Origin of the sequence: Massilia yuzhufengensis (genome assembly GCF_900112225.1) — a bacterium.
In the GTDB taxonomy this organism is placed as follows: Bacteria; Pseudomonadota; Gammaproteobacteria; order Burkholderiales; family Burkholderiaceae_D; genus Telluria; species Telluria yuzhufengensis.
Genome location: NZ_FOLD01000061.1, coordinates 1 through 1787 on the forward strand (window position 1 = coordinate 1; position 1787 = coordinate 1787).

Annotated in this window: 2 protein-coding genes and 1 pseudogene; 1 reads left to right on the forward strand and 2 read right to left on the reverse strand. The window is 65.0% G+C overall.

All coding sequences use genetic code 11. The features are described 5' to 3' along the window. Positions 1–164, forward strand: a pseudogene (locus tag BM031_RS25385) (IS1595 family transposase); the annotation flags it as partial. 20 nt (positions 165–184) lie between these two features. Here BM031_RS25385 and BM031_RS24840 read toward each other — a convergent pair. Together BM031_RS24840 and BM031_RS24845 are read right to left on the reverse strand one after the other, a co-directional pair. Beyond that, positions 185–673, reverse strand: coding sequence for a GNAT family N-acetyltransferase (locus BM031_RS24840; RefSeq protein ID WP_091877631.1), 489 nt, complete (start codon positions 671–673; stop codon positions 185–187). Then, positions 670–1608, reverse strand: a complete 939-nt coding sequence (locus BM031_RS24845; RefSeq protein WP_091877633.1) for a DMT family transporter — start codon at positions 1606–1608, stop codon at positions 670–672. Before BM031_RS24845 ends, BM031_RS24840 begins: the two co-directional genes overlap by 4 nt. Positions 1609–1787 lie beyond the last annotated feature (179 nt).

Genomic DNA, 1787 nt, shown 5'->3' on the forward strand with positions numbered 1-1787 from the left:
CCTATCACCGCCGCCTGCGCGACTGGCTGGCGCGCTTCCACGGCGTCGCGTCCCGCTACCTGACGAACTACCTGGGCTGGCGTAGGGCGCTCGATGGCGGGCGGGTCAAGTCCGCCGAGGGATTGCTGCGCCTGGCAATCAAACCCATCCATAGCAAAGGGTAACAGCGCCTTTTTCTACCGGGTCAGGCCTGGCGTTCGGCCAGGGCGGTGAGGGTGTCGCCGGTGACGCGGCAGATGCGCCAGTCGGGCATCACGTCGGCGCCCATCGACTTGTAGAACTGGATGGCCGGCTCGTTCCAGTCGAGCACCGACCATTCGAAGCGGCCGCATTCGCGTTCCACCGCGATCTGGGCCAGGCGCTTGAGCATCTTGGTGCCGTAGCCCTTGCCGCGGTGCGACTGGAGCACGTACAGGTCTTCGAGATACAGGCCCTTCCTGGTCAGGAAGGTCGAGAAGTTATGGAAGAACAGCGCGAAGCAGACCACCTTGCCATCCTCCTCGCCGATGATGGCTTCGCACGACGGGCGCGCGCCGAACAGGCCCTCGTGCAGCAGGGCTTCGGTGGAGGCCACCAGGTGTTCGAGTTTTTCGAACACTGCCAGCTCCATGATCATGGACTGGATGGGGGCGACGTCGGCGGCAGTGGCAGGGCGAATGGAAAATTGGGTCATGGCGTCTCGAGCGGGTTGTTCAGGTTTGCGGATTGCACGGCCTTGGCGGCGGGGGCGCGCAGGGCCCAGGCCACGCTGGCCAGGCACAGGATCATGCCGGCGAATTCGATCGCGCCGGGACGGTAGCCTTCGAGCTTGATCGACAGCAGTACCGACAGCACCGGTGTGATGACGCCGATGTAGACGGTCTTCTGCGCGCCGATGCGGTTGATGAGCGTGAAGTAAGCGAAAAAGGCGATCACGGAGCCGAAGATCGACAGGTAGAGCAGCCCGGCCCAGTAGGTCGGGCTGGCGGGCAGCACGAAGCGCTCGCCCTTGAGCAGCAGCCACACCGTCACCAGCATCGCGCCCCACAGCATCGACCATGCCATCGTGAGCGGTAGATTGGCGCATTGTTCCTTCACCTTGCTCACCACGATGCTGCCGGCCGAGCTGGCGATGGTGGCCACCAGCGCCAGGATGACCCCGGCGATGAAGTGGGCGCTGCCCCCACGCTGGTAGTCCTGCCAGGCGGTGCCGATGGAGTGCCAGAACAGCAGGGCGACGCCGGCGATGGCCGCCACGCCGCAGGCGATGGTGCGGCCGTTGATGCCGGTGCCGAAGAACAGGCGGCTCAGGAGCGGCGTCCAGAACACCATCAGCGCGAACACCACCGCCACCAGGCCCGAGACCACGTACTGCTCGGATTCATAGGTGCACAGGTAGGAGATGCAGAAGGTCAGCACGCCCTGCAGCGCCATCCAGCCGTGGGTGCGCAGCGGCAGGCGCAGGCTGTCGCGGCGCGCCAGGCAGATCACGAACAGCGTGGCCGCGGCCAGGAAGAAGCGGTAGGCCACCGACACCGCGGGCGGCGCTTCGCCCAGCTGCAGGGTGATGGCAAAAAAGGTCGAGCCCCAGATAAGCGAGGCGATGGTGAAGAGGGCGGAAGAGGGCATCGCGGGAGTATACGTGCTTCGACGTTTTCCCGCACGGCGCAATAGTCGCTGCAGCCGGTATCGTAGGGTGGGCGGCGAAGCCGCCCACCCTGATATGTATTGACCCGTCAAGCGTTTCGTTCTTTTTCCTGCTTTTCGCTCGTTTGGGACGTGACCCGTCAGGCGGCAGCCCAAAGGCA